Here is a 23,609-nt window from a genome sequence, read left to right as displayed (position 1 = left end):
CACACAGACGGTCACGTGTAAGTGCGCGGATGATCACGTCTGGATGCGGAGAACGGCGCGGGTTACGCTACGCGCGTCGCGAGGAGGAACAAGTGGGCGCACACGCCCGATGGACCCAACTGCTGGAAATTCTCGGCAATGAGGGTCATCTCGATGTCACGGAGGCGGCCGAGCGACTGGGCTGTTCCTCCGCCACGATCCGGCGCGACATGGACGAACTGGCCCGGCAGTCCCTGCTGACCCGCACGCGCGGCGGGGCCGTGGTGAGTTCCGTCGCCTACGACCTGCCGCTGCGCTACAAGACGGCCCGCAAGGCGGACGAGAAGCAGCGGATCGCGAAGGCGGTCGCCGAACTCGTCCCGTCGGGCTCCGTCGTCGGCATCAACGGCGGCACCACGACCTCCGAGGTCGCCAGGGAACTGGCCGTCCGCACCGACCCGGGCGGCACGTCCGGCGGCATCGCGCTCACCGTCGTCACCAACGCGATCAACATCGCCAACGAGCTGGCGATCCGCCCCCACGTGAAGATCGTCGTCACGGGCGGCGTGGCCCGGCCGAGCTCGTACGAACTCGTCGGCCCGCTCGTCACGTCCGTCCTGCAGAGCCTCGCCCTCGACTACACGGTCCTCGGCGTGGACGCGGTCCACCCGCACTTCGGCGCGGCCACCCACGACGAGTCGGAGGCCAGCGCGAACCGCTCGCTCGCCGAACGCGCGGGCACGGTCATCGTGGTGGCCGACTCCTCGAAGCTGGGCCGCCGGGCGTTCGCCCAGGTGTGCGCGCTGAACGCGGTGTCGATCCTGGTGACGGACAAGGACGCCCCCGAGGCGCTCGTCGAGGAGATCACGGCGCAGGGCATCGAAGTCATCTGCGTGTGACCGGGCGCCCGTAGGGCCTGTTGTGGCGGCGCCCGGTCACGTCTGCATCAACTGGGCGTCGTCCAGCGCTGGTTGGCGCCGCCCGAGCACGTGTAAGTGATCAGCTTCGTGCCGTCCGCGCTCGCGCCGCCCTCGGCGTCCAGGCACTTGCCCTGGTTGAGGAGGGTGTCCCCGGAGCGCTGCCACTGCTGCGCGGCCGAGCCGTTGCACGTGGACAGCTGCACCGAACTCCCGCTCACCGTCATGCACTTGTAGAGCGCGCGCACGGTGCCGTCGTGGGCGAGGACCCAGTTCTGGTTGTTGCCGCCGGTGCAGGTCCACAGCTCCAGCGGGGTGCCGTCGGTGCTGCTGCCGCCGGTGATGTCGGCGCACTTGCCGCCGATGCCGGTGATGTCGCCGGAGGCCGAGTTGCCGGTCGCGTCGTCGTGCACGCTGCCGCCGGAGACCTGGGTGACCTTGGCGTACTGGGTGCAGGTGCTGCTCGTGGATGTCGAGCTGACGGAGGCGGTGACGGCGGAGCCGCCCGTCGACGTGCCCTTGGGGAGGTCGAAGCGGGCCCGTGAGTAGGGCTCGTCCTCACAGGTCGCCGAGTTGCTGTTCCAGTCGAAGTACTCGACCCAGTCGACCATGCCGCCCGCGCTGATCCGGGCGCCCGAGCCGACCTGGAGGCTGCCCAGGACGAAGGACGTGCCGGCCGTGACATCGGAGATCGTCGCCTTGTACCAGCCGTCGGTCGTGTCGGGGGAGATGCGGTACGTGTAGTGGTGTCCCGCCGTGAACGCCTGGTTGTAGCGGCACGTGTACCCGGTGCCCGACTCGTCGAAGGTCTGGCAGTACGTACCGGCCGAGCCCGCCTTCGCCGCCGTCGAGCCCCACAGGGAGAACAGGAACATGCCGGTGCCGGTGCGCCAACGCTGCTGGCCGACGTAGCCGCCGACGCTGTTGGTGAAGTCGAACTGGTGGGCCCAGTAGACGTTTCCGCGGCCCGGGTCCGCCTCGACCGTCGTACCCCACGTGGCCTCGGTGAGGGCCGTCGTGCCGGACGGGAAGCCGTAGTTGGTGTAGGTGCCGGGGGTCTGCCCGGCGGCCTGGGCCGGCGCGGACAGGCCCAGAGTGGCGGCGACCGCGACGACGGCGGTCACACAGACGGATCTGATCGATCTGAAGCGACGCACAGGTTCCTCCTGAACGGTGGGGGAGGGAGGTGCTTGCAGACGTGTGCTCGTGCTCGTTCTTGTGCTCGTGCTCGACAAGAGAGTGGCCGCGGTGGGTGGGCAAGGGCATGGACTTCTGGAGCGCGTACATGGACTCTCGGCGGAGTTCGGCGGGGTTGGCTGATCTCAAATGCTTGAAAACGCGCTATAACTTGCACAACCAAGCATGTGCTGGGATGTGAGGGTGCGCCATGAGCCATATCGAGAACGAGCTGCACAGCCAGCCCGAGTGCTGGGGCCGGGCGGCCGAACTGGCCCTGAGCCGGAAGTCGTTGCTTCCCGAACCGGGTGAGCGGGTCGCGATCGTCGGCTGCGGCACCTCGCTCTTCATGGCGCAGGCCGCCGCCGCGCTGCGCGAGGACGCCAGCCACGGCGAGACCCACGCCCACGCGGCCTCGGAGTTCCCGGCCGGACGCCACTACGACCGGGTCGTCGCCCTGACCCGCTCGGGCGCCACCACCGAGGTGCTCCGCCTCCTCGCCGGGCTGCGCGGACGCGTCAGGACCACCGTGATCACCACGGACGCCGCGACCCCGGTGGCCTCGGCCGCCGACGACGTGCTCGCACTCGACTTCGCCGACGAGAAGTCCGTCGTGCAGACCCGCTTCCCGACCTCGGCCCTCACCCTGCTGCGCACCCACTTCGGGCTGCACTCGCAGGATGTCGTGGACGACGCGCACGACGCGCTCGCCGAGCCGTTGCCCCCGTGGCTCGTCGGCTGCACACAGTTCACGTTCCTCGGCCGGGGCTGGACCGTGGGGCTCGCGGGCGAGGCGGCCCACAAGATGCGCGAGAGCCAACTCCCTTGGACCGGCGCACATCCGGCCCTGGAGTACCGGCACGGCCCGATCAGCGTCTCGACCCGCGGCACGGTCACGTGGATGCTCGGCGAGGCGCCCGCCGGCCTCGCCGACGAGGTGCACGCCACGGGCGGCATGTGGGTGGCCGGCGGCCTCGACCCGCTGGCCGAACTGGTACGGACGCAGCGCCTCGCGGTGGCGGTCGCGGTGGCCGGCGGCCGCAACCCGGACCGGCCCCGCCACCTCACGCGCTCGGTGATCCTCGCCCGGGTCTGAAGGGTCAACTCCGCCTGAGGAAACCGCTGTTGTGGGGGCGGGGTCAGTGCGCCGGCGCCGACCGTGATCTCAGCACGCCGGGCGCCACCGAGTGCGGCAGCAGGTCCGCCGGGCTCTGCGGGAGCACCACCTCCAGCTCCGCCTCCTCGTGGAAGCGGTACGGGCGGTGCCCGAGCAGGCTGCCGAGATAGCGGCGTACGCGCGACATCTCGGCGCGCACCGTCACCGTGCGCGTCGGATCGCCGAACATGTCCTGTGCGAGGCCCGACGCGCTGCGCCCGCCGGGGCGGTGCAGGGCCAGCAGATAGAGGAGTTCGGCGTGGCGCGGGCTCAGCTCGTGCGTCCAGGACCGCGTGCCGTCCGTCACCGTGACCGACCAGCGCCGGGGCCTGCTCACGTCCAGGACGACACGGGTGCCGCCGAGCGGCTCGGCCGCCGCCCCGTCCGGGCCGTCGGGCCGCAGCAGCCAGCCGCCCGGCAGCGGCGCCACCGCGCACATTCCCAGCGTCGGCACCCAGGCCCGCCCGTCCGAGAGTTCCGAGAGCTCGGACAGCGACTTGGGCAGCGCGATCCGGTCCACCGGCTGCATCCCCGTCACCGCCGCCGTCCAGCCCTGGACGTCCACCGCGACCGCCCGGCCGCCGATCCGCGCGAGGACCGGAGCCGCGACCGCCCGCAACCGGTCGAGGGCCGCCGCATGATGCTCCCGCAGCCGCGCCTCCGCCAGCTGCGCGACCGTCCCGACGAGCGACAGCGTCGCCGGGTGCATCGTCTCCAGCGGGCCGCTCACATCGACGACGCCGATCAGCTGCCCGTCGCGCGGGTCCGTGATCGGCGCCCCCGTGCACGTCCACGTGTGCTGCGACACCACGAAGTGCTCGGCGGAGAAGACCTGCACCGGGCGCCGCGTCACGAGCGGTGTGCCCACCCCGTTCGTCCCGACGGTCTCCTCGGCCCAGTCCGCGCCCAGTTCGAAGCCGAGCCGGTCGGCCTTGTGCAGCACCGCCGCGTTGCCCTCGCGCCACAGGACGCGCCCCTCCGCGTCGGACACGACCATGATGTGCTGCGCCGCGTCCGCGACGGTGACCAGCGCCTCGCGCAGCACCGGCAGGACCTCCAGGAGCACGGACGACTGGCGGCGCTCCTCTATCTCCTCCACGCTCAGCAGGCCCGAGCGCACATCACGGTCCGGGTCGACCCCGCTGCGGAGCATGCGGTTCCAGGACTCGCCGATCACCGGGCGCGGCAGGATCTGCGGCCGCTGCCCCGACAGGGTCGCGGCGCGGACACCTTTCAGGAGCCGCGCGGCCAGGGAGCAGTCCATGGTGGACAGCCGGCCGAGATCGACGGTCGAGTTCTTCTGCGTCACGGGTCCTCCTGGAACAGACCAGTGCGTGGGGACGTGTGCTCATCGTGCCGCTTCACCGGCCCTTGTGGGGCGGAAAGGCGGGCGCGACAGTTGCAACCCTCTGCAACTCTGGCGAACAGCCGTACGTCGGTCGAAGCTGAAACCGTGCCGCTCCGGCGGCGCGGGAGCTCCTCAAGGGGCCTGAAAGGCGGGGGTGATGCCGTGTCGGCGCAGCATCACCCCCGTGACCTCAGGGGTCAAGGCCTGTGACCTCAGTCGTCACCCCGTGACCTCCGCCCGGCCGGTCGCTCAGCTCACAGGGCGCGCCCGCTCGACGACCGACCGCAGGTCCAGACTGTGCGGCAGCGTGCCGAACGCCGCACCCCAGTCCCCGCCGAGCCGCGAGGCGCAGAACGCGTCCGCGACCTCCGGCGGCGCGTGACGCACCAGCAGCGAACCCTGGAGCACGAGAGCGATCCGCTCCACGACCCGGCGCCCCCGTGCCTCGATGCCCTCCAGGTCGGCGAGTTCGGTCAGCAGGTCCTTGATCGCGCCGTCGAGGCGGTGATCGGCGCCGCGCGCCCTGCCGACCTCCTGGAGGAACGCGTTGAGCGCCTGCGGCTCGCGCTGCAACGCCCGCAGCACGTCGAGCGCCTGCACATTGCCGGACCCCTCCCAGATCGAGTTGAGCGGCGACTCGCGCAGCAGCCGCGGCATGCCGGACTCCTCCACGTAACCGTTCCCGCCCAGGCACTCCAGGGCCTCCGCCGCCATGGGCGTACACCGCTTCGTCACCCAGTACTTGGCGGCCGGCACCGCGATCCGCAGGAACGCCCGCTCCTGCTCCGACCCGGTGTCCTGCACGGCGTCCTGGGCCGCCGCGAGCCGCAGCGCCAGCGTCGTCGCGGCCTCCGACTCCAGCGCCAGGTCGGCCAGCACGTTGCGCATCAGCGGCTTGTCGATGAGCTTGCCGCCGAACGCCTCGCGGTACGTGCAGTGGTGGATCGCCTGCGCGACGGCCTGGCGCATGATCGCGGCCGAACCGAGCACACAGTCCAGGCGCGTGGCGGCGACCATCTCGATGATGGTGCGCACCCCGCGTCCCTCGTCCCCGACCCGGCGCGCCCACGTCCCGTCGAACTCGACCTCGGCCGACGCGTTCGACCGGTTGCCCAGCTTGTCCTTGAGCCGCTGGATCGCGAACGGGTTGCGCGTGCCGTCCTCCAGGACGCGCGGCAGCAGGAAACACGTGAGTCCCTCCGGCGCCTGCGCTAGGACGAGGAACCCGTCCGACATGGGCGCCGAACAGAACCACTTGTGCCCGGTCAGCTCGTACGTGCCGTCCTCGGCGAGCGGCGTCGCCCGAGTCGTGTTCGCGCGGACGTCGCTGCCGCCCTGCTTCTCCGTCATGCCCATCCCGAACACGACGCCCGCCTTCGCGGCGGCGGGCCGCAGCCCCGCGTCGTACACCGTCGACGTCAGCCGGGGCTCCCACTCGGCGGCCAGCGCGGGGTCGGCCCGCAGCGCGGGCACCGCCGCGTGCGTCATCGACAGCGGGCAGGTGTGGCCCGCCTCGACCTGGCTCCACACCAGGAACGCGGCCGCGCGCCGCAGATGGCCGCCGGGCCGCGACCAGGCCGACGTGAGTCCGGCCGAGACGCCCTTGGCCATGAGCCGGTGCCAGGCCGGATGGAACTCGACCTCGTCGATGCGGTGCCCGTAGCGGTCGTGAGTGTGCAGCGTCGGCGGATTCCCGTTCGCGAGCACGCCCCACTCCTGCGCCTGGACGGAACCGGCGGCACGGCCGAGGCCGCCGAGTTCCTCGCGGACCTCGGCCGTGAGCGAGGGCTCCAGATGCCGTTCGACCCCCTCGGTGAGGGCCCTGTCCGCGGCAAAAACGTCATATCCCACCAGGGGCGGAGCCTGGTTGGTCACTGCGTGGGTGGTGGCTGCCATGACAGATACGGTAAGGACGTGCACCAGGCAAAAGAAACACCCGATCGGCCACGCAGAGGCCGACTCCACCGGGCCCGCGCCCTCTATCGCAACGTCTCCAAGCGCAGGACCGCCTGGCTGCTGCTCAAGGACACCGTCAACTCGTGCATGGAGTACCGCATCCTGGGGCTCGCGGCCGAGGCGGCGTTCTTCACGCTCCTGTCCGTGCCCCCGCTGCTCCTCTCCCTGATCGGGCTGCTCGCCTACGTCGACACCTGGACCGGCGCCCACACGATCGCGGGCGTCCGCGACAACATCCTGGAGGCGTCGCGCACCGTCCTGACCGACGAGGGTGTGAAGGGGATCGCCCGGCCGATCCTCGACGACGCGATGAAGGGCCGCCCGGACGTCATCTCCATCGGCTTCCTGTTCTCGCTGTGGTCGGGCTCGCGCGCCGTGTCCACGTTCGTCGACACGGTGACGGTCATGTACGGGCTCGACGGTGTGCGCGGCATCGTCAAGACCCGGCTGCTCGCCTTCCTGCTGTTCCTCGTCGCGCTGATCGTCGGCTCGGTCGCGCTGCCGCTGATGATCGCCGGCCCGGACGCGGTGATCGCCCTGGTCCCGTGGTCGGAGACCGTGGTCCAGGTCCTGTACTGGCCCGTCGTCCTCCTCCTGTCCGTGGTCTTCCTGACGACGCTGTACCACGTGTCCGTGCCCGTGCGTTCGCCGTGGATCGAGGACGTGCCCGGCGCGCTCGTGGCCCTCGCGATGTGGGTGCCGGGCAGCTTCCTGCTCCGCCTCTACATCACCAGCACCATCGAGGGCCCCACCATCTACGGGTCCCTGGCCGCGCCCGTCGCCGTGCTCCTGTGGATCGGCGTATCGGCGTTCGCGGTGCTCGTCGGCGCCGCGGTGAACGCGGCGATCGACCGGGTCTGGCCGTCCGTCGCGACCTCGGCCGCCCGCGCCGCCAACGAGCGGTGGCGGACCGCGCAGGCCGCGGAGTACATCGCCCGCTCCGCCGCCCGCGAGGGGCACAGAGGTACCGACGACGCCGACGACCCGGACATGCCGTCCGAGTTCCCCGAGCGCTGGTCGAAGTTCCTGCCCCCGGACGACGTGTCGTCCCGCCTGCGCGCGCACGTGCGCAAGAACGGCGACCATCCGCAGGACCCCAACCAGCACGACCGCGACCACCACGACCACAACTGACCGGCCGGCCTCCCCGCGGACGCGGCGTAGCCTCGAAGGCGTGGCTGACGTGTACCGGGAGCGGGCGGCGCGGAGGGTGGCGGGCGCGGTCCTGTGGACCCGTACCGTCACCCCGGGCGGCGACGGCCGAAGCCCCGCACCGGACGTTCTGCCCGACGGCTGCATGGACCTGCTGTGGACCGAGGGACGCCTCTTCGTCGCCGGACCCGACACACACGCGTACCGGCCCGGCATCAGCGGCGCCACCCGGTTCGCCGGTATCCGCTTCTTCCCCGGCACCGCGCCCGCCGTCCTCGGCGTCCCGGCCCAGGAACTGCGCGACCGGCGCGTCGACCTCGCCGACCTGTGGCCGTCGGACCAGGTGCGGCGCCTGACCGAACGCGTCGACGCGGCACCCGACCCGGCGGCCGCCCTTGAAGCCGTGGCCCTCGAACGGGGAGCCGGGCCGCCCGACGCCGTCCTCGCGCACATCGTGGCGTCGCTCGGCGAGGGCCGCACCGTCGCCGAGACCGCCGACAGCGCGGGGCTCGGCGCCCGCAGCCTGCACCGGCGCTCCCTCGCCGCGTTCGGCTACGGACCGAAGACCCTGGCCCGCGTCCTGCGTCTGCAACGCGCCCTCGCGCTGGCCCGCGGGGGAGTGCCGCTCGCCGAGACGGCCGCGCGGGCGGGCTACGCCGACCAGGCCCATCTGGCGCGCGACGTAAGGGAGTTGGCGGGCGTCCCGCTGACCTGCCTCGTCTGACGCGGCCGCCGCGCCTACCAGGGCGAGATCGGCTCGATCCCGACCCGGCGCCCCTCCTCGTCGAGCAGATGCCCCATGCGCTTGACGGTGTGCAGGCCGACGATGCGGTCCGTCACGGTGAGCGTGGGCAGCCGGGCGCACAGCGCGGTCTCGCGGCGCTGGATGTCTCCCAGGTCGTGCACCCACAGCGTGGCGAAGATGTTCGCGGGACCCGTGACGGCCGCGACGAGCCGGCACTCCGGGAGCGCGGCGAGCGTGCGGTGGACGGTGCCGATGTCCCGCGCGGGGACCCGGCCGAGCAGTGACACCGGGACCGGGTGCCCGGCGAGCGCGGACGCGATGTCGCAGCGGAACGTCAGGACCGCCGAGTCCGTGAGGCGGCGCAGCCTGCGGCGGACGGTGGGCGGGCTGGTGTCGGTGCGCTCGGCGAGTTCGGCGAGGCCGAGGCGTCCGTCGCGGACGAGTTCGCCGAGCAGGGCCCGGTCCACGGGGTCGAGTTCGAGCCCGCGCGCCGGCTCCTGCGCCGCCGTCGCAGTGCCCAGCGCCGTCATCTGCGAGGGGTCGAGGGAGCGCAGCCGCCAGCGACTGCCCTCGACGTAGAGCGACGTGGCGAACAGGGCGCTGACCGACACGATTCCCGGCAGCTGGTCCAGCTCCCGCGTGAGGAAGCGGCTGAGCGAGGGCAGGTCGGGGGCCAGCACGTCGAGCAGCAGGTCGGAGCTGCCCGGGGCGGTCACCTCGATCGTCACCGCCTCCGGGAGTGCGCTCAGCCGGGCGAGCAGCCGCGACCGCTCCTGAGGCAGGCAGCGCAGCAGCACGAACGCCGTGCAGCGGTTGCGGGTGAACTCACGGCCCGGCGCCGCGTACACCCAGGCGAGCCCCGCCCGCGTCAGCCGGTCCCAGCGCCGCGCCAGCGTGCCCGCGGTGACGCCGAGCAGCGGCGAGAGCTCCGACCAGGACGCCCGGGGCCGCAGCTGGAGGGCGTTCACCAGAGCGAGATCGAGCTCGCTGGCGGTGACCGTTTCTCGCATCACAAGCACTCCGTACGTACGAATCCATGAATATTCGGGGCCGTCCGTGCCTCGGCCCGCACAGTAGCGACCACATTCGGTTCCGGCCACCAGAAGATCCAGAGGTGAAGCTGTGTCCACACACACAACGGGAACGGGACGCGGACCCAGAGCGGTGAGCTCCGGCCCGGCCATGGTCGCGACGATGGCCGTCGTCGTCCTGTTCAGCGGCATCGTCCAGGGCTATCTGACCCCGCTCCTCCCCGAGGTCGGCCGGAGCCTGCACATCGGGACGGTCGGGCAGAACAACATCTACCTGCTCTTCCAGCTCGCCTGCGCCGTGCTGACGCCGCTGCTGTCCCGGCTCGGTGACCTGCACGGACACCGCAGGCTGCTGCGGGTGGCGCTCGCGATGGTGGCGGGCGGCTCGCTCCTGATCGCCGCGTGGCCGTCCGCCGTGACCCTCGCCGTCGGCGTCACCCTCCAGGGCGCCCTCGTCGGCTTCTTCCCGCTCCTCGTGGGCATCCTCCGCTCCCGCGCCCCCGAGCAGAACCGCACCGGGATCTCCCTCCTCGTGGGCGTCCTGCTCATCGCGATCGGCGTCGGCGGGCTCGTGGCCGGCGCGCTCAGCGAGGGACACGCGGAGGCGGGCCTGTGGACCGCGGTCCCCGTCGCCGTGCTCGCCGTCGTCGCCGGTCTCGTACTGCCGGACAGCGACATCCCGCGCGGCGGCCGCTTCCACTACGGCGCGGCGGCGCTGCTCACCGCGGGCCTCATCGCGCTCGTCCTCGTCCTTGCGCAGGGCAGCACGTGGGGCTGGGGCTCGGCGCGCACGATCGGGCTCGCCGTCGTGGCCGTCGCCGTCCTCGCGGCCTGGGTGGCCGTCGAGCGCCGGTCCGAGAACCCGCTGGTCAGCGTCCGCATGCTGGCCAACCCGCGGCTCGCGGTGGTCAGCGGCTACACGTTCTGCGCCTCGTTCGGCACGATCGGCTTCCTCGGCGCCAACGCCCTCTTCCTCGGCTCCTCACGGGCCGAGAACGGCTACGGCATGGACATGGGGCCGCAGGCCATCGCCACGATCTCGCTCGCCATGGTCGTGGCCGGATTCGCCGGATCCACGCTGACGCCGCGCCTCGCCCGGCGCATCGGCGACCGCGCCGTGCTCGCCACGGGCGGCCTCCTCGTCGCGCTCGGCTTCCTGGGCATGGCCCTCTTCCACGACAGCCTCGGCCAGTACGTGACCTCCGCCCTCGTCGTGGGCCTGGCGACCGGGCTCTTCGAGTCGATCACGCGGACCCTGTCGGCGGAGGTCGTCGAGGAGCACGAGACCGCGCTCGCCGTCGGCCTCAACGAACTCGCCCTCTCGCTGGGCGCGGCCATCGGCGCCGCAGTGATCGGCGGCTTCTTCACCGCCCACGCCGTGCGCGGCACCACGCGCATCGCGGAGTCCGGCTACCTGTGGGGCTGGGGCGCGTGCGCCTGCGCCGCCGTCGTCGGAACGGCCCTCGCCCTGCGCTACCGCGCGCCCCGCGTCGACGCCACCACCCCCGTACCGCACCTCGCCCCGACCGGAGACCTCGCATGACCGACACCCCGACCGCGCGCAAGACCGTGACCGGCGCCGTACGGAACTGGCGAGAGCCGGTCGTCGCCCTCAGCCACGCCCTGCACGACGACCCCGAGACCGCACTGCAGGAACACCGCGCGGCGGCCCGGATCGCCGACCTCATGGAGAGCGCCGGCTTCACCGTCACCCGCGGCGCCGGAGACCTCCCCACCGCGGTGCTCGCCACCTACGGCACCGGCGATCTCGTCATCGCGTACTGCGCCGAGTACGACGCCCTGCCCGGCATCGGCCACGCCTGCGGGCACAACGTGAACGGCGCCGCGTCCGTCGGCGCCGCGCTCGGCCTCGCCGCCGTCGCCGGCGAACTCGGCGTCACGGTCAAGCTGATCGGCACGCCCGCCGAGGAGGACATCGGCGGCAAGGTGCTCCTCATGGACGCCGGGATCTTCGACGACGTCGCCGCCGCGATGATGGTGCACGCCGCCCCCGACGACACCGTCGGCGCCTCCTCGCTGGCCATCGGCGCCTGGGACCTCGCCTACCGGGGCAGGCCCTCGCACGCCGCGCTCGCCCCCTGGGAGGGCGTCAACGCGCTCGATGCCATGACCGTCGCCCAGACCGCCGTCGGCCTCCTGCGCCAGCAGCTGCCGCCCGGCGTCGTCGTGCACGGCATCGTCACCGACGGCGGCCAGGCCGTGAACGTCATCCCGGCCCGCACCGCCGCCCGCTACGAGGTCAGGGCGCGCACCGTGGAGCAGCTCGCCGAGGCCTGGCAGCGGGTCAGGGCGTGCTTCGAGGCGGGCGCGCTCGCCACCGGCGCCGAGCTCGAAGTGCGCGCGCACGGAAGGGACTTCGCCGACCTGTGCCAGGACGAGGAGATGACCCGGTCCTACGCGAGGGCCGCCGGTGAGCTGGGCCGTACGGTCACCTCGCTGCACGGCGAGACGATGGCGTCGACCGACATGGGCAACGTCTCGCAGCGCATCCCCTCGATCCACCCCACAGTCGGCTACGACACGGGCGGTGCCAAGCAGCACACCCCGGAGTTCACCGCCCACGGCAAGACTCCGGGCGCCGACCTCGCGGTGCTCGACGGGGCGACCGCCCTCGCCCTCGTGGGCGTCGACCTCGCGACGTCCGGGGCACAGCGCGCCCGGCTGCTCGACGGGGTACGCAAGCGCCGGGCGAACGCGTCCTAGCGGGGTGAACGCGTCCTAGCGGGGCGGACGCTTCTCAAGAGGTGGTGGCCAGCGGTGCGAACAGGTCGACCCCGTTCCCGTCCGGGTCGAGGACCACGGCGTACCGCTGGCCCCAGAACGCGTCCCACGGCTTGAGCTCGCCGTCGTACCCGGCGGCCACCAGCTCCTCGTAGACGGCGTCCACCCCGGCCGCGTCGCCGCAGTCGAAGGCCAGCCCGTGCCGGGAGGCGCCACGGGCGGGCGCCCGCCAGGACGGGTGGAACGACTTCACGGTCTCCTCGGTGTCGAGCAGGACGCGCAGGCCGCCGGGCAGGACGGCCTCCGCATGCGGCTGCTCCTCGGCCCCTTCGGGGAACGCGAGGCCGAGGCGGCGGTAGAACGTGACGGCGGCGGCCATGTCGGAGACGACGACGCCCACGGCGTCGAATCGTGCGCTGATCTCGGTCATGCCCCCACCGTAGGCACGCGCCCCCGCACGGGTCTTGAACGAATCGGACACCGCCGCGCCGCATCTGCGCCCGGTCGCCGACCCGCGCCGCTCAGCGACGTACCGCCGCCGCGAGCGCCGCGATCCGGCCAGGGCCCACGCGGCAGCACCCCCCGATCAGCCGCGCCCCGGCCCGCTCCCAGCCGGCCACGCGGTCCGCGGTGAACGTGGCCGCGCCCCGCCAGCCGCGCGCCCCCGCGTCCCAGGACTCGCCGCTGTTGGGATAGGCCACCACCGGCTTCCCCGTGACGCGCGCGGCCAGCGCCACCGCGGGTTCGACGTCCTCCGGGGCGCAGCAGTTGACCCCCACCGCGACGATCTCGTCCGCGTCGGCGGCGAGCGCGAACGCCTCCTCCAGGGGCTGCCCGGCGCGGGTGCGGTCACCGGCGACGCTGTAGGACAACCACGCCGGGACGCCGAGCCCCCGCACGGCCCGCAGCAGCGCCCGCGCCTCGTCGGTGTCCGGCACGGTCTCCAGGGCGAGCATGTCCGGCCCGGCCGCGGCGAGGACGTCGAGCCGGGGCCGGTGGAAGGCCTCCAGCTCGGCCACCGTCAGGCCGTAGCGGCCCCGGTACTCCGAACCGTCGGCCAGCATTGCCCCGTACGGGCCCGCCGACGCGGCCACCCACAGCGGACCCGGCACCCCCTTCGCCTCCGCGCGCCGGGCCGCCTCGCGCGCCAACTCGACGCTCAGGGCGAGCAGTTCGGCGGCCCGCTCGCGGGAGACCCCGCGCCGCGCGAAACCCTCGAACGTCGCCTGGTAGCTCGACGTGATCGCCACCGAGGCCCCCGCCTCGTAGTACGCGAGGTGCGCGGCCACGATCGCCTCGGGCCGCTCGGCGAGGAGCCGCGCCGACCACAGCTCGTCGCCCAGGTCGTACCCGGCGGACTCCAGCTGGTTGGAGAGCCCGCCGTCCAGGACGACGGGCCCCGCGGCGAGGGCTTCGGCAAGAGGAGGTGACGTCATACAACGACGCTAACCCTGAGCGACGCCGACCCTTTCGGATCCCGGACGGGATCAGCGCTTGAAGGCCACCGCCGCGTACACGTTGATGTCGTCGTCGGTGACGTCGTTGATGTCGCGGTACATCGTCTGCTCGATCGGGTCGAGGCTCGCCACGTACGCCTCGTCGCGGCCGGCGGCGGCGTGGTCGGTGTCATGGTCGGCGACGTGGTCGGGCCGCCAGTGATGGGCGGGCACGATGCCCGGCTCGACGATCTCCAGGCCGTTCTCCGTGAAGAACCGGCGCACCTCGTCCGCCGAGCGCAGCACGAACGTGAAGCCGCGCTCGTGGTACGTCTCGGCCACCTTGGCGATCTTCTCGGCGTTCAGGTCGGAGGTGAGGTGGCTCAGGAACAGCGCACTGCCCACCGGCAGCGCGTCCACCAGCGTGCGCACGATGTCGTACGCCTCCGCGTCCTCGATGAAGTGCAGGATCGCCACGAGACCGAGCGCGACCGGCGCGTCCAGGTCGATGGTGCTCGCGGCGTACTGGAGGATCTTCGCCGGGTCGCGCAGGTCCGCGTCGATGTAGGCCGTCGCGCCCTGGGGGCCGCTCGCCAGGAGGGCGCGGGCGTGCGCGAGGACGACGGGGTCGTTGTCCACGTAGACGATCCGCGTCTCGGGGGCGATGCGCTGGGCGACCTGGTGCACGTTCTCCTGCGTCGGCAGGCCCGTGCCGATGTCGAGGAACTGGCGCAGGCCCGCCTCGCGCGTCAGGTAGTTCACCGAGCGCCGCATGAAGTCGCGGTTGTGCCGCACGTCGAGGTAGCCGCGCGGGTTCGCCGCGAGGGCGGCGGCCGCCGCGTTCCGGTCGGCCGCGTAGTTGTCCTTGCCGCCGAGGAAGACGTCGTACACCCGCGCCGGGTGCGCCTTCGAGCTGTCGATCCGCTGGTGCAGCTGCTCGGCGGAGTCGTGCTGGGGAGCGTCGTCGCCCATGAAGGCCATCCCTCGTAGCTGGTCGTCGTAGGGACAACAACCTAGCCCCTACGAGCATGTGTTCGTGATCGACTCCGGCCCGCCCGTACCGTCAACTCCCGGGTACGGGACAGGCCTTCGCCCGTGGCTCAGCCCGCCGCCGAGAACGTGAAGGCGAACGTGGCCGGGGCCACCTCGTGCACGTACTGCGGGAGCGGGCCGGGGCCGCAGGACTGGGAGCCGATGCCGTGCTGGGCGTGGTCCAGGTTCACCCACACCGTGTCCCCGGCCACCAGGTCCGTGCGGTGCCAGGCCGCGTCGAGGTGTTCGCTCGTCCAGCGGCGGGCCGTGAACCAGAACTCCGGCTCGCCGTAGATCCGCAGGCCGCCGATCTCCACCCGGCGGACATCCGCGCGCGCACCGTTCTCCTGCGGGCGCACGTACGGAGTCTGGAGCTCGTCGACGGACGCCTCCCACAGGCCGAGCCGCGACGCGGCACGCGTGTCCGGGTAGGCCTCGCCGGGGCCGCCGCCGAACCAGCGCGCGTGCGTCGCGGACGACGGCAGGTCGAGGCGGACGCCCAGGCGGGGGAGCGGCACCGTCCAGTCGCCCTCGGGGGTCACCGAGACCGTCAGGGTCAGACGGCCCGTCTCGTCGGCCGTCCAGCGGTACTCCGTGCCGAGCGCGAACTGCCCGGCCGCGGGGGCCACCCGGGTCCGTACCGTCAACGCGCCCGACTCCAGGGCGACTTGATCGAGACGGTGCCGCATGCGGTGCAGCCCGGCCGCTCGCCACAGGAGGCCGAACCGCCGGTCCGTCTGCCAGTCTGCGCCGCTGTCGTTGTCCGTCGGCGCCCGCCACACGTCCAGGCGCACCCCAGTCACCGGCACCTGTCCTACGCTCCGCAGCTCGCCCGTACGCGCGTCGAAGACGGCCGGGCCGAGCGCGATGGCGTCCGCGTCCCGCACCGGCGACACCCCGCTCGCGGGAACGACCGACTGCCGTCCCGATACGGGGAGTTGACCCCACGCGACCACATGGCCCCGGTCCGCCCACGCGGTGTCGTCCACGAGCGCCGCCCGTACCGTCCACTGCGTCTCCGCGCCCCGCGCCGCGTCCGGCGGGGCGGGCAGCTTGACGTCCGCGCTCTCGCCGGGCGCGAGCGCCGGCACGGGAAGCGGGCCCGACTCCACCGGCGCGCCGTCCACCTCGTACGACCAGGTGAAGGCGAGCATGCCGAGGTCCGCGAAGTCGTGGCGGTTCGTGACACGGACCGTGCCGGCCGTCCCGTCGCCCTCGATCAGGACCGGCTCGATCACCTTCTTGTACTCGACGAGTCCGGGCGAGGGCGTGCGGTCGGGGAAGAGGAGCCCGTCGCACACGAAGTTGCCGTCGTGCAGCTCCTCGCCGAAGTCACCGCCGTACGCGTACCCGTACCGCCCGTCCGCGAGGCCGTGGTCGATCCACTCCCAGACGAACCCGCCCTGGAGCCGGTCGTACGTCTCGAACAGGCGCTGGTACTCGGAGAGTCCGCCGGGTCCGTTGCCCATCGCGTGCGCGTACTCGCACAGGATGAACGGGAGTTCGCGGCGCGCCTCGGGGCCCTCGTCCTCGTACCGGCCGATGCGCTCGACCTCGGCGTGGTCCGCGTACATCCGCGAGTAGACGTCGGTGTCGGCGCACGACGGGTCGCCCTCGTAGTGCAGCGGGCGGGACGGGTCGCGGTCGCGGATCAAGCCGGCCATCGCGCTCAGGCCCGCACCCGTACCGCACTCGTTGCCGAGCGACCAGATGATCACCGACGCGTGGTTCTTGTCGCGCTCCACCATGCGGGCCGCCCGGTCGAGGAGCGCCGGGGTCCAGCGCTCGTCGTCGACCGGATTGCGCTGCCACCGCTCGTGGGTGAAGCCGTGCGTCTCCAGGTCGCACTCGTCGATCACCCACAGGCCGAACTCGTCGCACAGGTCGAGGAACGCGGGGTGGGGCGGGTAGTGCGAGGTCCGCACGGCGTTGACGTTGTGCCGCTTCATGAGGAGGACGTCGTGGCGCATCGTCTCCTCGTCCACGGCGCGGCCGCGCTCCGGGTGGAACTCGTGCCGGTTGACGCCGCGGAACAGGATCCGCCTCCCATTGACCTTGAGGACGCCGTCCTCCACGACGACGGTACGGAAACCGGCGCGGAAGGGGATGATCTCCCCGCCCGGCGTGGCCAGTTCACCCGCGTACAGGCGCGGCGTCTCGGCCGTCCACGGTTCCACCGGCAGCGTCACCGGCTCACCCGCCCCGACATCCACGCCGAGTTCGGGCACGGTCACGCGCCCTCCCGCGCTCGCCTCGACCCGCAGCGTGCCTTCCCCGGTGCGGTGGTCGTACGCGGTGTGCACGAAGAAGTCGGCGTCCGCACCATCGGGCCGGTGCAGCAGCGTGACCCCACGGAAGATGCCGGGCAGCCACCACTGGTCCTGGTCCTCCAGGTACGAGCCGGACGACCACTGATGGACGCGTACGGCCAGGACGTTGCCCTCCGCGCGCAGCAGCCCCTCCACCGCGAACTCGTGCGGCAGCCGCGAGCCCTTGAACTCGCCGAGCTCCTCGCCGTTCAGCCAGACCCGCGCACACGACTCGACCCCCTCGAAGCGCAGCACGGCCGCCCCCGACGCCGGCCAGTCGTCCGGCAGGTCGAAGACGCGCAGATGGTCACCCGTCGGGTTCTCGGTCGGGACACGCGGCGGGTCGACGGGGAACGGGTAGACGGTGTTCGTGTACGCCGGTGACCCGTGGGCCCCCTCGCCCTGGAGCACCCAGTGCCCCGGCACCGTCAGATCCGTCCAGGCGGACGCGTCGTGGCCGGGGCGCGCGAAGGACTCGTCGTGCGCGTCAGCCGTCGCCGAGAGGCGGAAGCGCCACGGGCCGTCCAGGGACAGGGACGCGGCGTCGGAGGCGGCGTACCAGGAGCGCGGCGCGACACCGCCGGTCCCGGGGGACACCTGCTCGTAGTAGGGGAGTGCGGATTCCTCAGGGAGGGACACCTCGGGGAGGGACATCGTTCTCCTTGACGGTCAGGTCGTGTGCGGGGTGAGGGTGGTGCCGGTCAGGCCCGGCGACGACAGCACGCCTTCCAGGGCGAAGGTCGCCGCGCCCAGGCTCACGGGGTCGGTCGGTATCGGGGACAGGACGATCTCGGTGGCCGCGAACGGGCTGCTCAGCGCGTGCCGCGCGACGGCCTCGCGCACTTCGGTCAGCAGGGGCGTACCGAGCGCGGCCGCCACCCAGCTGCTGAGCACGATCACTTCGGGGTTGAGCAGGTTCACCAGGTCCGCGACGGCGGCGCCGAGATGGCGGGCGGTCTCCCGGACGACCCGCAGCGCCACCGGGTCGCCGCCGGCGGCCGCGCGGCCGAGCGCGCCGATCGTGGCGGTCTGGTCCTCGTCGGTCAACAGCGCGCTGTCCGGGGCGAGTTCGCGCAGCGTCCGCATGATGGCGGGCGCGCCCACGTACGCCTCCACGCACCCGGCGTCGCCGCAGCGGCACGGCCGCCCGTCCAGGACGAGCGTGGTGTGACCCCACTCGCCGGCGCTGTTCGTGACGCCGCGGTGCAGGGCGCCGCCGAGCGCGAGGCCCGCGCCGACGCCGGTGCCGAGGTTGATCACCACGGCGTCGTCGCGGCCGCGCGCGGCACCGAACCACAGCTCCGCGACCGTCGCCGCCCGCAGCGGGTTGTCGAGGTGGACCGGGTAGGGGAGGCGCTCGCCGAGCAGTGCGGTCAGCGGCACGTCGCGCCAGCCCCAGTTCGCGGCGCGGACCGCGACGCCGCGCTCGCGGTCGACCTGCCCCGGCATCGTGACGCCCACCCCGAGCACCCGCGGCGGGCGGCGCGCGTCCGCGGCGGCGACCACGGCCCCCACCGCCGCCGCGATCCGGCCGACGACCTCCTCCGGGGCGGACTCGCCGGGCCGCAGTTCCTCCTCGGCGCGCGCCACGACGCCCAGCGTGAGATCGAAGAGCTCCGCGTGGACGTACGTCTCCGCCACGTCGACGCCGACGAGCGCGCCGCCCGCCGCGTCCACCGCGACCAGCGAGCGCGGACGCCCGCCCGCGGACTCCTCGAAGCCGACCTCGACGAGCAGGCCGAGCGCCGTGAGCTCCCCCACGAGCGTGGCGACCGTCGCCTGGCTGAGCCCGGTCGCCTCCGCCAACTCGCCCCGGGAAGCGGGGGACTTGGCGATGAGGTGGCGCAGCACCGCGTACCGGTTCGCCGTCCTGATGTCGCGGGATGTGCGCTTCACCGTGTTCCCTTCCTACGGCCCTCTCGGCCCGCTTCGACGCTACGGCCGCCCGTACCCTTTCGACAAGGGGTTTGAAAAGGGGTTGCCAAAAGTCCCCGCCCGCGAGGGGGTGATCGCCACGGAGTACCGTCCGACCGCATGACCCAGACCGAGAACGCGACAGCGCTGTCGCGCACGCTCCCGCAGACCGACCGTACCCGCCACAGCAGGCTCCGCGAGCAGGGCAGCCTCGAACGCTCCGACCTCGAGGCGATCCTCGACGCGGGGTTCGTCTGCCACCTCGGCGTCCTCGTCGACGGCCGCCCCGTCGTCGTCCCCACCGTCTACGGCCGTGACGACGCCCGGCTCTACCTGCACGGATCGGTCGCGAGCCGCAGCCTGGCCGCCGACCCCGACGCGCCGATATGCGTGACCGTCACCCATGTCGACGGCCTCGTCCTCTCCCGCTCCGTCTTCGAGCACGGCGTGAACTACCGCAGCGCGATGATCCACGGCGTACCGCGCGCGGTCACGGACCCGGACGAGAAGCTGGAGGGCCTGCGCCGCCTCACCGAGCACGCGACCCCGGGGCAGTGGATGTACGCCCGGCAGCCCAACCGCAAGGAGCTGGCCGCCACCACCCTCCTCGCGCTCTCCCTCGAAGAGGCCTCCGTCAAGATCCGCACGGGCGCACCCGACGACGGCGACGGGCCCGACGCCGCCCTCGGTCTGTGGGCCGGCACCCTGCCCCTGACCTCCCGCTGGGGCGCGCCCACCGCGGACCCGCTGCTGCCGCCCGGCATCACCGCCCCGGCACACATCGTGGCGCGCGCGGGGACCCGGCACGCCTGACCGGCAAGCGGGGGCATACCGTGAGTTCCCGAGCACTGGTTCTGGGAGCGAGGAGAACGGGATGCAGAGCCGCACGGCGCTGGTCGAGGACCTGATGGAGCGCTTCCCGCACGTGCCGCGGGAAGCGGTGTTCAAGGAGGACCTGCTGCGCGGCGGCGTGGCGTTCGACAAGTCCGCGCTCAGCGACAACGAGTCCGGTGACGTCAAGCCGAAGTCGTACTTCATCTTCTCCTTCGACCACGGCACTCTCCCCGAGCTCGGCGAGGCCGCGCTGCGCCGCCCGCCGGAGGAGATCATCCTCACCGGCGGCCCCTACGACCTGCGGCGCACGGTCGTCTCGGTCCGCGTGAACCCTTCGTCGCCCTACCGCGTCGCGGCCGACGAGGACGGGATGCTCGGGCTCTACCTCGACGGGAAGCGGATCTCGGACGTCGGCGTCCCGCCGATGCCGGAGTACTACCGGCACAAGCTCTCCAACGGAAAGTCCGTCATGGAGGTGGCCCCCACCATCCAGTGGGGCTACCTGATCTACCTGACCGTCTTCCGCGTCTGCCAGTACTTCGGCGCCAAGGAGGAGTGCCAGTACTGCGACATCAACCACAACTGGCGCCAGCACAAGGCGGCCGGCCGCCCGTACACCGGCGTCAAGGACGTCGACGAGGTCCTCGAAGCCCTCGAGATCATCGACAAGTACGACACCACGAAGGCGTCCACCGCCTACACGCTCACCGGCGGCGCGATCACCTCCAAGCTCCAGGGCCGCGACGAGGCCGACTTCTACGGTCTGTACGCCAAGGCCATCGAGGAGCACTTCCCCGGCCGCTGGATCGGCAAGGTCGTCGCCCAGGCGCTGCCAAAGGACGACGTGCAGCGCTTCAAGGACTACGGCGTGCAGATCTACCACCCCAACTACGAGGTGTGGGACCGCCGCCTGTTCGAGCTGTACTGCCCCGGCAAGGAGCGCTACGTCGGCCGCGACGAGTGGCACAAGCGCATCCTCGACTCCGCGGACGTCTTCGGCGCGCGCAACGTGATCCCGAACTTCGTGGCCGGCGTCGAGATGGCCGAGCCCTCCGGCTTCACCACCGTCGACGAGGCCATCGCCTCCACCACCGAGGGCCTGCGCTTCTTCATGTCGCACGGCATCACACCCCGCTTCACCACGTGGTGCCCCGAGCCGACGACCCCGCTCGGCAAGGCCAACCCGCAGGGCGCGCCGCTGGAGTACCACATCCGGCTCCTGGAGGCCTACCGCTCCACGATGGAGGAGTACGGCCTCTCCTCGCCCCCCGGCTACGGCCCCGCGGGCGCCGGCCGCGCCGTGTTCTCCGTCAGCTCGTTCATGGACAGCCTCGCGCCGGAGCCGGCCCCGGCCGGCTAGCCGCGGGATCCGGGCGCGGTGTCGGCCCGACACCCGCCCGGTCCACCTGTGTTCAGGCCGCCCGCTCGCGCAGCACCGCGAGCGCGCGGTCGGCGTGGGCGCTCATCCGGAACTCGCTGCGGACCACTTCGAGGACGACGCGGTCCTGGCCGAGCACGAACGTGGCCCGCTTGGTCGGCGCGATCGAGAAGCCGCGCGCCACCCCGAACCGCTCGCGCACCTCGCCCTCCGCGTCCGAGAGCAGCGGGAAGCCGAGCGTGTGCTTCCCGGCGAACTCCGCCTGGCGCTCCACCGGATCGGCGCTGACGCCAACGGGCCGCGCGCCGACGGCCGCGAACTCGCTCGCGAGATCGCGGAAATGACAGGCCTCGGCCGTGCACCCGGGCGTCATGGCGGCCGGATAGAAGAACAGGACGACGGGCCCCTCGCCCAGCAGCTCCGACAGCCGGGTCGGGGTGCCGCTCTCGTCCGGCAGGGTGAAGTCCTCGACGGTGTCGCCCACTTCGACGCGCTTGCTCATGATCCGGCCTCCTGGGCCCTGGCCACGCCGCGCGCCCACAGGACGAGCGGCACCTGAAGGGGAAGCCGCACGAGGGCCGCGGTCCTCAGCGGCGCGGGCTTGTCGCGCCAGTCGACCGCCATCTGCACATTGGCGGGGAAGACGCCCACGAAGAACGCGGCCGTGGCCCGTGCGGCCCTGCGGCGCGTCCACGGCAGCGCGATGCCGGCCGCGAGCGCGAGCTCGACGGCGCCGCTCGCGTACGTCCACGCACGCGCCGACCCCGGCAGCGCGCACGGCACCGTGGCGTCGAAGGACTTCGGGGCGACGAAATGCGTCACCCCGGCGCCGGCGAGCAGCCCGGCGAGGGCGAGCGCCTTGCGCGTGGACGGTGAGCGGGTGCCGCGACCGGTCTCGGGACCGGGGCGGGAAGGTGATCGGGGCACGGAACCTCCTCGAAAGATCTGGAGCGCGATATTACTGGGCGGTAAGTACTCGCGGGAAGCGGTGCCCACGGCGACTTCCGATTGATTGATGCGTGGCGCGCGGACCGTCTGATTAATGCTTGGCGCGCGGGCCGCCCCGTCCCGTACGCTCGGCGATGCCCGCCACGCAGTGGTGTGTGCACACACGAGAAGCCAGGAGGTGGACTTCGATGAATGCCGTCACGCAGGGCGCTGCCCGCGTCCAGAAGCCCGTTCATCCCACCTCCGTGGCCACCGGCTGACCAACCACTTCTCCCGCGCCTGCGAGCGCGCGCCGGGGCCACCCTTGTGAAGGGTCACCCCTTGAACTCCCCTTTCTCCACGGATATTTCCCGGCATCCCCTCGCCGACTTCGGCTGGGACGACGACTGGGCCGCCGCGTTCGCCCCGTACGCCGCGCAGGGCTTCGTGCCCGGTCGCGTCGTCCGTGTCGACCGCGGTCAGTGCGACATCGTCACCCCCGAAGGACCCGTGCGCGCCGACACGGAGTTCGTCACCCCGCACGACCCGCTGCGGGTCATCTGCACCGGTGACTGGGCGGTGGTCGACGCGGACGGCGGCGATCCCCGCTACGTCCGCACGTATCTGCCGCGCCGCACGTCCTTCGTGCGGTCGACCTCGTCGAAGCGGTCGGAGGGCCAGATCCTCGCGGCCAACGTCGACCACGCCGTGATCGCCGTGTCGCTCGCCGCCGAGCTCGACCTCGGCCGTATCGAGCGGTTCCTCGCCCTGGCGTGGGAGTCCGGCGCCCAGCCCGTCGTCGTCCTCACCAAGGCCGACCTCGTGCCGGACGCGGCGACCACCGCGCACCTCGTCTCCGACGTGGAGACGGCGGCGCCCGGCGTGCAGGTCCTCGCGGTCAGCGCCGAGCAGGGCCACGGCATCGACGTGCTCGGCGCGCTCCTCGACGGGACGTCGGTGCTCCTCGGCCAGTCCGGAGCGGGCAAGTCGACGCTCGCCAACGCCCTGCTCGGCGCCGACGTCATGGACGTGCACGCCGTGCGCGACGTCGACGGCAAGGGCCGGCACACCACGACCACCCGCAACCTGCTGGTCCTGCCGACCGGCGGCGTCCTGATCGACACCCCCGGGCTGCGTGGCGTCGGGCTCTTCGACGCCGAGGCCGGCGTCGGGCAGGTCTTCTCGGAGATCGAGGCCCTGGCACAGGGGTGCCGGTTCCACGACTGCGCCCACGACGCCGAGCCGGGATGCGCCGTGCTGGCCGCGCTCGACGACGGGACGCTGCCCCCGCGCCGCCTCGACAGCTACCGCAAGCTGCTGCGCGAGAACCAGCGGCTCGCCGCCCGCACCGACGCCCGCCTGCGGGACGAGATGCGGCGCGTCTGGAAGATGCGCGGAGCGCAGGGCCGCGCGGCGATGGAGGCCAAGCGGGGCCGCTTCATCTAGGCCCTTCCGGGCTCGTGGGTTCCCCGCGCTCCTCCAGGGGCGCGGGGCCGTGCCGATCAGCGGCTCCGCCGCGGGGCGCGAGCAACCACGACGAACCCGCACACGGCAACGCACCCCCGGCACGCAGCGCC

20 protein-coding genes are annotated in these 23,609 nt (G+C 72.7%); 9 read left to right on the top strand and 11 right to left on the bottom strand.

Going from position 1 to position 23,609, the window contains the following annotated elements; translation table 11 throughout:
• Positions 1–92: 92 nt before the first annotated feature.
• Positions 93–878: a DeoR/GlpR family DNA-binding transcription regulator gene (locus tag OHA58_RS06930; protein ID WP_405477425.1), complete on the top strand. Its 786-nt coding sequence runs from the start codon at positions 93–95 to the stop codon at positions 876–878.
• Positions 879–925: 47 nt separating this feature from the next.
• Here the strand turns inward: OHA58_RS06930 and OHA58_RS06925 are convergent, their stop codons facing one another.
• Positions 926–2,053: a ricin-type beta-trefoil lectin domain protein gene (locus tag OHA58_RS06925; RefSeq protein ID WP_405477423.1), complete on the bottom strand. Its 1,128-nt coding sequence runs from the start codon at positions 2,051–2,053 to the stop codon at positions 926–928.
• A 230-nt stretch (positions 2,054–2,283) separates the two neighbouring features.
• Here OHA58_RS06925 and OHA58_RS06920 point away from each other — a divergent pair, with 230 nt between their 5' ends.
• On the top strand, positions 2,284–3,168 hold the full coding sequence (locus OHA58_RS06920) for an SIS domain-containing protein (protein ID WP_405477421.1): 885 nt from the start codon (positions 2,284–2,286) through the stop codon (positions 3,166–3,168).
• A gap of 43 nt (positions 3,169–3,211) precedes the next feature.
• Here OHA58_RS06920 and OHA58_RS06915 read toward each other — a convergent pair whose 3' ends face one another.
• Both OHA58_RS06915 and OHA58_RS06910 read right to left on the bottom strand, forming a co-directional pair.
• Positions 3,212–4,492, bottom strand: coding sequence for a GAF domain-containing protein (locus tag OHA58_RS06915; RefSeq protein ID WP_405484826.1), 1,281 nt, complete (start codon positions 4,490–4,492; stop codon positions 3,212–3,214).
• A 333-nt stretch (positions 4,493–4,825) separates the two neighbouring features.
• Positions 4,826–6,472, bottom strand: a complete 1,647-nt coding sequence (locus OHA58_RS06910) for an acyl-CoA dehydrogenase family protein (RefSeq protein ID WP_405477419.1) — start codon at positions 6,470–6,472, stop codon at positions 4,826–4,828.
• Positions 6,473–6,490: 18 nt separating this feature from the next.
• On the opposite strand from OHA58_RS06910, the gene OHA58_RS06905 reads away from it, so the two are divergent.
• Together OHA58_RS06905 and OHA58_RS06900 are read left to right on the top strand one after the other, a co-directional pair.
• Complete coding sequence (locus OHA58_RS06905; protein ID WP_405477417.1) at positions 6,491–7,666, top strand: YihY/virulence factor BrkB family protein; 1,176 nt, start codon at positions 6,491–6,493, stop codon at positions 7,664–7,666.
• A gap of 49 nt (positions 7,667–7,715) precedes the next feature.
• Positions 7,716–8,408, top strand: coding sequence for a DUF6597 domain-containing transcriptional factor (locus OHA58_RS06900; protein ID WP_405484824.1), 693 nt, complete (start codon positions 7,716–7,718; stop codon positions 8,406–8,408).
• Between the two features lie 14 nt (positions 8,409–8,422).
• On the opposite strand, the gene OHA58_RS06895 is transcribed toward OHA58_RS06900, so the two are convergent.
• On the bottom strand, positions 8,423–9,439 hold the full coding sequence (locus OHA58_RS06895) for an Lrp/AsnC family transcriptional regulator (RefSeq protein WP_405477415.1): 1,017 nt from the start codon (positions 9,437–9,439) through the stop codon (positions 8,423–8,425).
• 154 nt (positions 9,440–9,593) lie between these two features.
• Here OHA58_RS06895 and OHA58_RS06890 point away from each other — a divergent pair, with 154 nt between their 5' ends.
• Together OHA58_RS06890 and OHA58_RS06885 are read left to right on the top strand one after the other, a co-directional pair.
• The gene (locus OHA58_RS06890) at positions 9,594–11,003 is read left to right on the top strand and encodes an MFS transporter (protein ID WP_405477413.1); all 1,410 of its coding nucleotides are present in this window, start codon (positions 9,594–9,596) and stop codon (positions 11,001–11,003) included.
• Positions 11,000–12,184 carry an amidohydrolase gene (locus OHA58_RS06885; RefSeq protein WP_405477411.1) on the top strand — a complete coding sequence of 395 codons (1,185 nt, stop codon included), beginning with the start codon at positions 11,000–11,002 and terminating at the stop codon, positions 12,182–12,184. Before OHA58_RS06890 ends, OHA58_RS06885 begins: the two co-directional genes overlap by 4 nt.
• 34 nt (positions 12,185–12,218) lie before the next feature.
• Here OHA58_RS06885 and OHA58_RS06880 read toward each other — a convergent pair whose 3' ends face one another.
• The 5 genes from OHA58_RS06880 to OHA58_RS06860 all read right to left on the bottom strand — a co-directional run bounded on the left by OHA58_RS06880 (position 12,219) and on the right by OHA58_RS06860 (position 18,875).
• Positions 12,219–12,632 (bottom strand): VOC family protein, encoded by a 414-nt coding sequence (locus tag OHA58_RS06880; RefSeq protein ID WP_405477409.1) that lies wholly within the window; start codon positions 12,630–12,632, stop codon positions 12,219–12,221.
• Positions 12,633–12,723: 91 nt separating this feature from the next.
• Complete coding sequence (gene mmuM / locus OHA58_RS06875) at positions 12,724–13,638, bottom strand: homocysteine S-methyltransferase (protein WP_405477407.1); 915 nt, start codon at positions 13,636–13,638, stop codon at positions 12,724–12,726.
• Positions 13,639–13,689: 51 nt separating this feature from the next.
• Positions 13,690–14,610 (bottom strand): SAM-dependent methyltransferase, encoded by a 921-nt coding sequence (locus OHA58_RS06870; protein ID WP_405477406.1) that lies wholly within the window; start codon positions 14,608–14,610, stop codon positions 13,690–13,692.
• Between the two features lie 128 nt (positions 14,611–14,738).
• Positions 14,739–17,633 carry a glycoside hydrolase family 2 TIM barrel-domain containing protein gene (locus OHA58_RS06865; RefSeq protein ID WP_405477403.1) on the bottom strand — a complete coding sequence of 965 codons (2,895 nt, stop codon included), beginning with the start codon at positions 17,631–17,633 and terminating at the stop codon, positions 14,739–14,741.
• Positions 17,634–17,648: 15 nt separating this feature from the next.
• On the bottom strand, positions 17,649–18,875 hold the full coding sequence (locus OHA58_RS06860) for an ROK family transcriptional regulator (RefSeq protein WP_405477401.1): 1,227 nt from the start codon (positions 18,873–18,875) through the stop codon (positions 17,649–17,651).
• A 138-nt stretch (positions 18,876–19,013) separates the two neighbouring features.
• Here OHA58_RS06860 and OHA58_RS06855 point away from each other — a divergent pair, with 138 nt between their 5' ends.
• Positions 19,014–19,706 (top strand): pyridoxamine 5'-phosphate oxidase family protein, encoded by a 693-nt coding sequence (locus tag OHA58_RS06855; RefSeq protein ID WP_405477399.1) that lies wholly within the window; start codon positions 19,014–19,016, stop codon positions 19,704–19,706.
• A 61-nt stretch (positions 19,707–19,767) separates the two neighbouring features.
• Positions 19,768–21,087 carry a radical SAM protein gene (locus OHA58_RS06850; protein ID WP_405477397.1) on the top strand — a complete coding sequence of 440 codons (1,320 nt, stop codon included), beginning with the start codon at positions 19,768–19,770 and terminating at the stop codon, positions 21,085–21,087.
• A gap of 52 nt (positions 21,088–21,139) precedes the next feature.
• On the opposite strand, the gene OHA58_RS06845 is transcribed toward OHA58_RS06850, so the two are convergent.
• The gene (locus OHA58_RS06845) at positions 21,140–21,607 is read right to left on the bottom strand and encodes a peroxiredoxin (RefSeq protein ID WP_405477395.1); all 468 of its coding nucleotides are present in this window, start codon (positions 21,605–21,607) and stop codon (positions 21,140–21,142) included.
• Entirely contained in the window at positions 21,604–22,032 is a 429-nt protein-coding gene (locus tag OHA58_RS06840; protein ID WP_405477393.1) for a hypothetical protein, read from the bottom strand. Before OHA58_RS06840 ends, OHA58_RS06845 begins: the two co-directional genes overlap by 4 nt.
• Before the next feature lie 342 nt (positions 22,033–22,374).
• Here OHA58_RS06840 and rsgA point away from each other — a divergent pair, with 342 nt between their 5' ends.
• Positions 22,375–23,478, top strand: a complete 1,104-nt coding sequence (gene rsgA / locus OHA58_RS06835) for a ribosome small subunit-dependent GTPase A (RefSeq protein WP_405477391.1) — start codon at positions 22,375–22,377, stop codon at positions 23,476–23,478.
• Positions 23,479–23,609: the final 131 nt, after the last annotated feature.

Origin of the sequence: Streptomyces sp. NBC_00009 (assembly GCF_045040855.1) — a bacterium.
GTDB classification, from domain to species: domain Bacteria; phylum Actinomycetota; class Actinomycetes; order Streptomycetales; family Streptomycetaceae; genus Streptomyces; species Streptomyces aureus.
Note: the sequence above shows the minus strand (reverse complement) of the source record. Positions and strands in the feature narration are given on the sequence as shown.

Bases quoted from the DNA above. Each gene is read 5' to 3' on its own strand.
- OHA58_RS06920 (WP_405477421.1), top strand. From the start codon at position 2,284: ATGAGCCATATCGAGAACGAGCTGCACAGCCAGCCCGAGTGCTGGGGC.
- OHA58_RS06850 (WP_405477397.1), top strand. From the start codon at position 19,768: ATGCAGAGCCGCACGGCGCTGGTCGAGGACCTGATGGAGCGCTTCCCG.
- mmuM (WP_405477407.1), bottom strand. From the start codon at position 13,638: ATGACGTCACCTCCTCTTGCCGAAGCCCTCGCCGCGGGGCCCGTCGTC.
- OHA58_RS06865 (WP_405477403.1), bottom strand. From the start codon at position 17,633: ATGTCCCTCCCCGAGGTGTCCCTCCCTGAGGAATCCGCACTCCCCTAC.
- OHA58_RS06855 (WP_405477399.1), top strand. From the start codon at position 19,014: ATGACCCAGACCGAGAACGCGACAGCGCTGTCGCGCACGCTCCCGCAG.
- OHA58_RS06880 (WP_405477409.1), bottom strand. From the start codon at position 12,632: ATGACCGAGATCAGCGCACGATTCGACGCCGTGGGCGTCGTCGTCTCC.
- OHA58_RS06845 (WP_405477395.1), bottom strand. From the start codon at position 21,607: ATGAGCAAGCGCGTCGAAGTGGGCGACACCGTCGAGGACTTCACCCTG.
- OHA58_RS06895 (WP_405477415.1), bottom strand. From the start codon at position 9,439: ATGCGAGAAACGGTCACCGCCAGCGAGCTCGATCTCGCTCTGGTGAAC.
- OHA58_RS06910 (WP_405477419.1), bottom strand. From the start codon at position 6,472: ATGGCAGCCACCACCCACGCAGTGACCAACCAGGCTCCGCCCCTGGTG.
- OHA58_RS06870 (WP_405477406.1), bottom strand. From the start codon at position 14,610: ATGGGCGACGACGCTCCCCAGCACGACTCCGCCGAGCAGCTGCACCAG.
- OHA58_RS06885 (WP_405477411.1), top strand. From the start codon at position 11,000: ATGACCGACACCCCGACCGCGCGCAAGACCGTGACCGGCGCCGTACGG.
- OHA58_RS06915 (WP_405484826.1), bottom strand. From the start codon at position 4,492: ATGGACTGCTCCCTGGCCGCGCGGCTCCTGAAAGGTGTCCGCGCCGCG.